Source organism: Abditibacteriota bacterium, from assembly GCA_017552965.1.
In the GTDB taxonomy this organism is placed as follows: Bacteria; Armatimonadota; UBA5829; order UBA5829; family UBA5829; genus RGIG7931.
This window is the reverse complement of record JAFZNQ010000064.1, coordinates 1-7,682: the sequence shown is the minus strand read 5'-3', so window position 1 is coordinate 7,682 and position 7,682 is coordinate 1. Positions and strand designations below refer to the sequence as shown.

Below are 7,682 nucleotides of genomic sequence, written 5' to 3'. Positions count from 1 at the left end.
TCTCCGGCTCTGCCGGAGCAAGGAACGGGCAAACGGGTCCCGCCCGAGATCCCTTCCCCAAAACGGCCAAACGCCGGTGGCGTTTGACATATTGCCGTTTTGGCCGGGATGACGGTTTTCCTTGCCCCGCGGTACGGCCCCCCCCCGTATGCCTTCTCCGGCGGTGGGCTTAGCGCGTTGCCCGGGTGTGTCCTTCCGTTTCAGGAGATCTCTTACCGGTTTTGCCTGACGTCAAAACCGTCGAGATGACGTCTTTATTGACCGCCGGACACCATTCCCGCCGGGATGACGCGGGGTGGCGCCGAGATGACGTTTTTATTGACCGCCGGCGCATCCGCCGGGAGGGCGCCGGAGAGTGAGGACGCCGCTCCATAAAAAAACGCTTTCCCGGGCGCAGTTTTTCCCCCCGGGGGCCCCGGCGTCCTATTGACGGCGGCGGCGGTTTTTTGGTATAATATTTTACGTAATATTTACCGAATGGGCGCCCTTTTTGCGCCGCGTTTGCGGGGGTTTTGCCGGCGGCTGCCGGCTCGCAGAACCTTGACAAAGCGGGCGACAACAGCGAACGAACGGCAGGTCTGACGTGAGAGACCTGCCCTTTTCTTTTTTGTCCGGAGCGTCTGCCGGACTGTATATTTCAGGAGTGACATATGTGCGGAATAGTAGGATTTACGGGCTCGCGGAGCGCGGCCCCCATTTTGCTGGAAGGACTGAAAAAGCTGGAGTACCGGGGCTATGACTCTGCCGGCATAGCCGTAATGAACGGGCGGGACATCTCCGTCAACAAGGTGACGGGCCGTATAGCCAATCTGTGCGAGGAGACCGACGACGGCAAAAAGACTCCGGGCAGCAGCGGCATAGGCCACACCCGCTGGGCCACCCACGGCGCCCCCACGGAAGAAAACGCCCATCCCCATCTCAGCAACGACGGCCGCTTTGCCGTGGTGCACAACGGCATCATCGAAAACTTTCAGGCCCTGCGGGACGAGCTCACAGAGTCCGGCTACCGCTTCGAGAGCGAGACGGACACGGAGGTCATCGTCCATCTCATAGAAAAATATTACTCCGGCAACATGCGGGAGGCTCTCATCAAGACCACCAACCGGCTCCACGGCTCCTACGCCCTGGGCGTGCTGTGCACCGAGGACCCGGGCCGTATCTACGCCGCCAGAGAGGCCAGCCCTCTCATTCTGGGCATCGGCGTGGAGGAAAACTACTTTGCTTCCGACGTGACGGCGCTGGTCAATCAGACCCGCAACATGATATACCTGGAGGACGGCGAGTTCGCCGAGCTCTCCTGCGATGCGGTGCGGGTCTTTGACGTCACCGGCCAGGAGCTGCACAAGACTCCCGTGCGTATCACCTGGGACGTGCAGGCGGCGGAAAAGGGCGGCTACGAGCACTTTATGCTCAAGGAGATCATGGAGCAGCCCGCCGCGGCCAAGGCCACCATCGAGCCCAGGATCAAGGACGGCAGGATCTTTTTTGAAGAGCTGGGCTACACCCGCAAGGATCTGGAGAGCATCCGCAAGATAGTGATCACCGCCTGCGGCTCCGCCTATCACGCGGGCTGCGCCGGCAAATACGCTCTGGAGAGGCTGAGCCGCATCCCGGTGGAGGTGGAGCTGGCCAGCGAGCTGCGCTACAGCGATCCCCTCATGGACGAGCACACTCTGGTCATAGTCATCAGCCAGTCCGGGGAGACGGCGGACAGCATAGCGGCCCTGCGGGAATGCAAGGCCCGGGGCGCCCGGACCATCGCCATAGTCAACGTGGTGGGCAGCACCATCGCTTCTCTGGCGGACAGCACCATCTACACCTGGGCGGGCCCCGAGATAGCCGTGGCCACCACCAAGGGCTACACCACCCAGATATCGGTGCTCTACATGCTGGCCGTGTATTTCGGCGGCATCATGGGCTATATCTTCGGCAGCGAAGTGGCCTTCACCGACGAGCTGAGGCAGATACCCTCCCGCATCCAGCAGGCCATCGACCTGAACCCCTCGGTGGAAGCCCTGGCAGAGAAATACCACGGGGCCAAGGCTCTCTTTTTCATAGGGCGCAACACGGATTACGCCGTGGCTCTGGAGGGGGCTCTGAAGATGAAGGAGATCTCCTACGTGCACTCCGAGGCCTACGCCGCCGGGGAGCTGAAGCACGGCACCATCGCCCTCATAGAGGACCGGCAGCCGGTCATCACCCTGTGCTGCAATCCTTACATCATGGAAAAGACCCTGAGCAACATTGTGGAGGTCAAGAGCCGGGGCGCCGAGGTGCTGGCCCTGACCTTCCGGCACAATCAGAAGATACTGTCCGTGGCCGACGACCTGCTCTTCATCCCCGACGTGGACGCCATTTTCTCCGCGGCCATCGAGATAGTGCCTCTGCAGCTGCTGGCCTATTACGTGGCCAGAGCCAACGGCTGCGACATAGACAAGCCCAAAAATCTGGCCAAATCCGTGACGGTGGAGTAAGAGCCCGATGGACAAGATACTGGTGCTGGATTTTGGCGGCCAATACAACATGCTCATAGCCCGGCGGGTCCGGGAGCAGGGCGTGTATGCCGAGATCAAACAATACGACCGGGTGACCCCCGCCGGCATACGGGCGGAGGGCTACAGGGGCGTGATACTGACGGGAGGCCCGAACAGCGTGTATGATCCCGCCTCTCCCCGCTGCGGCCGGGAGATACTGGACATGGGCATCCCGGTGCTGGGCATCTGCTACGGCGCCCAGCTGCTCTCCTTTCTCGCCGGAGGCCGGGTGTCTCCCGCCGACAACGCCGGAGAATACGGCAAGACCGCCCTCACCGTGTCGGGGGAGAGCGTCCTTTTCCGGGAGGTCCCTCCCGAGAGCGTGTGCTGGATGAGCCACCGGGACTACATTTCCGCCCCGCCGGAGGGCTTTAGGGTCACAGCCCGGACGGCAGTGTGTCCCTGCGCCGCCCTGGAATGCCCCGACAGGCAGATCTACGGGGTGCAGTTCCATCCCGAGGTCACCCACACCGAATACGGCCGGGAGATACTGGCGGCCTTTCTCTTCGGAGTCTGCCGCTGCAGCGGGGACTGGAGCGCCCTGGACTACGCCGGCCGGGAGATAGAAAAATACGCCCGGGAGCTGAAGGGCCGCAAGGCTCTGCTGGCTCTCTCGGGAGGAGTGGACTCTTCGGTGTGCGCCGCCATCATGCACAGAGCCATCGGGCCGGACCTGACCTGCGTGTTCGTGGATCACGGCCTCATGCGCAAGAACGAGGGCGACTTTGTGGAAGAGACCTTTCGCAATATGGGGGCCAACCTCATCAGGGTCAACGCCGGAGAGGTGTTTTTTGCCAGGCTGCGGGGGGTGACGGACCCGGAAGCCAAGCGCAAGATCATAGGCGAAGAATTTATCCGGGCCTTTGAGGCCCAGGCCGCCCGCATCGGCCGGGTGCACGCCCTGGTGCAGGGCACCATCTATCCCGACGTCATAGAGAGCGGCAAGGGGGCCTCGGCGGTGATCAAGAGCCACCACAACGTGGGAGGCCTGCCGGACGCGGTGTCCTTTGACAGGATCATAGAGCCCCTGCGGGACCTCTTCAAGGACGAGGTGCGGGCCGTAGGCGAGGAGCTGGGCCTGCCCAAAGAACTGGTGTGGCGGCAGCCCTTCCCGGGGCCGGGCCTGGCGGTGAGGATACTGGGGGAGGTGACCCCGGAAAAGGCGGCCCTGCTGCAGGATGCGGACGCCATTTTCAGAGAAGAAGTGGCGGCGGCCCTGCCGGGCCGGGAGCCCAGCCAGTATTTTGCCGTGCTGACGGATTCCCGCAGCGTGGGGGTCATGGGGGACTCCCGCACCTACGGCTATATAGCGGCCCTGAGGGCCGTGGCCACCGACGACTTTATGACCGCCGAATGGTGCCGTCTGCCCTATGAGGCGCTGGAAAAGGCCAGCAGCCGCATCACCAACGAGGTGCCGGGCATATCAAGAGTAGTGTATGACATATCATCCAAGCCTCCCGCAACGGTGGAATGGGAATAGAGGACTGAGCTATGACAAAATATATTTTTGTGACCGGAGGAGTGGTCTCCGGGCTGGGCAAGGGTATCACGGCGGCGTCTCTGGGCAGACTGCTGAAGACCAGGGGCCTGAAGGTGGCCGCGCAGAAGCTGGACCCCTATATCAACGTGGACCCGGGGACCATGAGTCCCTTTCAGCACGGCGAGGTGTACGTCACCGAGGACGGGGCGGAGACCGACCTGGACCTGGGGCACTACGAGCGCTTTATCGATGAGGACCTGAACAAGTTTTCCAACCTCACCAGCGGCAAGGTGTATTGGAACGTGCTGAACAAGGAGCGCAGCGGCGAATATCTGGGCTCCACGGTGCAGGTGATACCCCATATCACCAACGAGATCAAGGAGTTCGTCTACAGCGTGGGCAAAAAGACCGCCGCCGACGTGGTGATCACCGAGATAGGGGGCACCATCGGCGACATAGAGTCCCAGCCCTTCATCGAGGCCGTGCGCCAGATATCCCTGGAAGTGGGCAGGGAAAACAGCCTGTTCATCCACGTGACCCTGGTGCCGTTTTTGAGCGGCTCCGAGGAGCACAAGACCAAGCCCACCCAGCACAGCGTCAAGGAGCTGCAGGGCATGGGCATCAAGCCCAGCATCATAGTCCTGCGCTGCGACCGCCCTCTGGAAAAGAGCATCTTCAAAAAGATAGCCCTCTTTTGCAACGTGAAGCCGGACCAGGTGATAGAAAATATGACCCTGTCCAACCTCTATGAGGCTCCGCTCATGCTGGAGGCCAGCCGCTTTTCCGACATAGTCTGCCGGGAGCTGGGCATAGACGCGCCTCCCGCCGACCTGACCGAGTGGAAGGAGCTGGTGAACCGCATGAACTACGCTTCCTCCAACACTCTGGAGATAGGGCTGGTGGGCAAATACGTGGGGCTCCACGACGCCTATCTGTCCGTGGCGGAGGCCCTGCACCACGCCGGCTACTACCACAACGCCCACGTGAATATCAACTGGATCGACTCGGAGCAGATCACTCCCTGCACCGCCGAGCTGATGCTGGGAGGCATGGACGGCATCATAGTGCCGGGAGGCTTTGGCAGCAGAGGCACCGAGGGTATGGTCCTGTCCGCCAAATACGCCCGGGAGAAACGGGTGCCCTTCTTCGGCATCTGTCTGGGCATGCAGATAGCCGTCATAGAGTTTGCCCGCAACGCGGCGGGGCTGAAGGACGCGGACTCCGGAGAGTTTGACCCCGACTGCCCCCACAAGGTCATAGACTTTATGCCCGGCCAGACCGAGGACACGGACAAGGGCGGCACCCTGCGGCTGGGGGCCTATCCCTGCGTCATCAAGCCCGGCACCGTGATGGAGCGCTGCTACGGCAGCCGGAATATCAGCGAAAGACACCGCCACCGCTACGAGTTCAACAACGATTACCGCCAGACCCTGGAAGAGGCGGGCCTGACCCTCAGCGGCCTGTCCCCGGACGGCAGGCTGGTGGAGACCGTGGAGCTCAGTGATATGCCCTTTTATCTGGGCGTGCAGTTCCATCCCGAGTTCAAGAGCCGGCCAAACCGGCCCCATCCCCTGTTTAAGGGCTTCATAGGCGCCGCCGCCGAACGCGCAAAGGACAGAAAAGAATGAGTATCCACGAAGAATGCGGGGTGTTCGGGCTCATAGCCCCCAAGCCCATAGACGCGGCCTCTATGTGCTACTACGGCCTGTATTCCCTGCAGCACAGAGGCCAGGAAAGCTGCGGCATCGTGGTGAACGACGACGGCATATTCGTGTCCCGCAAGGACACGGGCCTGGTGAGAGAGGTGTTTCCCGCGCCTCCCGACATGCCTCAGGCCACCATGGCCGTAGCCCACACCCGCTACGGCACCACGGGAGCTTCCGCCCGCAGCAACTGCCAGCCCATAGAGGTCAACCACCAAAAGGGCCGTATGGCCCTGGCCCACAACGGCAACCTGTCCAACGCGGCGGAGCTGAGGAGCGGGCTGGAGCTGTCGGGGGCCATTTTCCACTCCACCAGCGACACCGAGATCATAGCCTACATAGTCACCAAGGAACGGCTGACCGCCCCCAGCATAGAAGAAGCCCTCAGCCGGGCCATGAACACTCTGGAGGGAGCCTATTCCCTGATACTCATGTCCCCCCAAAAGCTCATCTGCGCCAGGGACCCCAGAGGCTACAGGCCCCTGTGCTACGGCATGACCGAGGACGGCATCTACGTGGCCGCCTCCGAGAGCTGCGCTCTCACTGCGGTGGGAGCCAAATTCATCCGGGACCTGGAGCCCGGGGAGATACTCATCTTCGGCCCCGACGGCATCCACTCCCGCCGGGAGCACTGCGGCCGGGAACACAAGCGGCTGTGCGTCTTTGAATACATCTATTTTGCCCGGCCCGACTCGGTGATAGACGGCAGGTCCGTCCACGAAGCCAGAGTGGACGCCGGCAGAGCGCTGGCCCGTATCAACCCGCCCGACGCGGACCTGGTCATAGGAGTGCCCGACTCGGGGCTGGACGCCGCAGTGGGCTACAGCCGGGAATCGGGAGTGCCCTACGGCATAGGGCTCATCAAGAACAAATATATAGGCCGCACCTTCATCGCCCCCGGAGGCAGGCTCAACAAGGTGCGCATCAAGCTGTCGGCGGTAGAGCCGGTGGTGCGGGGCAAAAAGCTGGTGCTCATAGACGACTCCATCGTGCGGGGCACCACCAGCCGGCGCATCGTGGCTATGCTGAGAGAAGCCGGCGCCCGGGAGATACATATGAGAGTGTCGGCGCCGCCCTTCCTCTATCCCTGCTACTACGGCACGGACATAGACAGCCAGGAAAACCTGATAGCCTGCAACCACACCGTGGAGGAAACGGCCCGGCTCATAGGAGCCGATTCGCTGGAATATCTGCCTTTGGAGAGCCTGAGGGAGCTGGCCGGCAGCGACGGCTACTGCAGTTCCTGCTTTGACGGAGTGTATCATACTCAGGTGCCCAAGGACACCCGCAAGGACCGGTTTGAGCAAAAGCTGTCCGAGAAGAACAAGTAAATATAGCCCCATAAAATCTTACGATTTTTTGGGGACCCCGATTTCAGCCCCGCAAAATCTGTGATTTTGCGGGGAACACCATTTTGAGCGCCCTGACGGGCGTCTTTTTTTACGTCTGCGGGGGGGAAAACTTCTCGTCATCCCGGCTCTCCGCCGTCATCCCAGCGGTTGCGCTGATACCCCGCGTCATCTCGGCGGTGAGGGCAGAATGCCCTCACCGGTAAGAGATCTACGGGGGCACCGACGGCCTTCGGCCGTTGGGGGGGCCGTATCGCGGGGTAAAGGAAAACACTTCTCGTCATTGTGGATATGTCCGTTCAAATTCAACGTCACTTCGGCGGTGAGGGCAAAAGGCCCTCACCGGTAAGAAGTCCCCTGAGATAGACCCGCGAGCCATGGCCACGCACAGACCCAACGGGACAGGGTAAAGCGCTCTCCTACACTCCCCGTCATCCCGGCTCTCCGCCGTCATCCCAGCGACCGTGATACACGGTCGTTGGAGATCTGTGGGGGCACCGACGGCTGAAAGCCGTTGGGGGGTCCACTCGGCGGAGAAGGACCAAGTGTCGGTTCTCGTCATCCCGAATATGTCCCGTTCAAATTCAACGTCACTTCGGCGGTGAGGGCAAAAGGC

The 7,682-nt window shown here is 61.8% G+C and carries 4 protein-coding genes; all 4 read left to right on the top strand.

Going from position 1 to position 7,682, the window contains the following annotated elements; all coding sequences use genetic code 11:
* The first annotated feature begins 650 nt into the window (after window positions 1–650).
* The 4 genes from glmS to IK083_06140 are packed head-to-tail and all read left to right on the top strand — an operon-like array spanning window position 651 to window position 7,048.
* Window positions 651–2,474 (top strand): glutamine--fructose-6-phosphate transaminase (isomerizing), encoded by a 1,824-nt coding sequence (gene glmS, locus IK083_06155; protein ID MBR4749133.1) that lies wholly within the window; start codon window positions 651–653, stop codon window positions 2,472–2,474.
* A 7-nt stretch (window positions 2,475–2,481) separates the two neighbouring features.
* Window positions 2,482–4,014, top strand: coding sequence for a glutamine-hydrolyzing GMP synthase (gene guaA / locus IK083_06150; GenBank protein MBR4749132.1), 1,533 nt, complete (start codon window positions 2,482–2,484; stop codon window positions 4,012–4,014).
* Window positions 4,015–4,025: 11 nt separating this feature from the next.
* Entirely contained in the window at window positions 4,026–5,642 is a 1,617-nt protein-coding gene (locus IK083_06145) for a CTP synthase (protein ID MBR4749131.1), read from the top strand.
* Window positions 5,639–7,048, top strand: a complete 1,410-nt coding sequence (locus IK083_06140; GenBank protein ID MBR4749130.1) for an amidophosphoribosyltransferase — start codon at window positions 5,639–5,641, stop codon at window positions 7,046–7,048. The genes IK083_06145 and IK083_06140 overlap by 4 nt, the downstream gene beginning before the upstream one ends.
* Window positions 7,049–7,682: the final 634 nt, after the last annotated feature.

What these genes read in the sequence shown, in the direction of transcription:
- glmS (MBR4749133.1), top strand. Translation starts at nt 651, where the DNA reads ATGTGCGGAATAGTAGGATTTACGGGCTCGCGGAGCGCGGCCCCCATT.
- guaA (MBR4749132.1), top strand. Translation starts at nt 2,482, where the DNA reads ATGGACAAGATACTGGTGCTGGATTTTGGCGGCCAATACAACATGCTC.
- IK083_06145 (MBR4749131.1), top strand. Translation starts at nt 4,026, where the DNA reads ATGACAAAATATATTTTTGTGACCGGAGGAGTGGTCTCCGGGCTGGGC.
- IK083_06140 (MBR4749130.1), top strand. Translation starts at nt 5,639, where the DNA reads ATGAGTATCCACGAAGAATGCGGGGTGTTCGGGCTCATAGCCCCCAAG.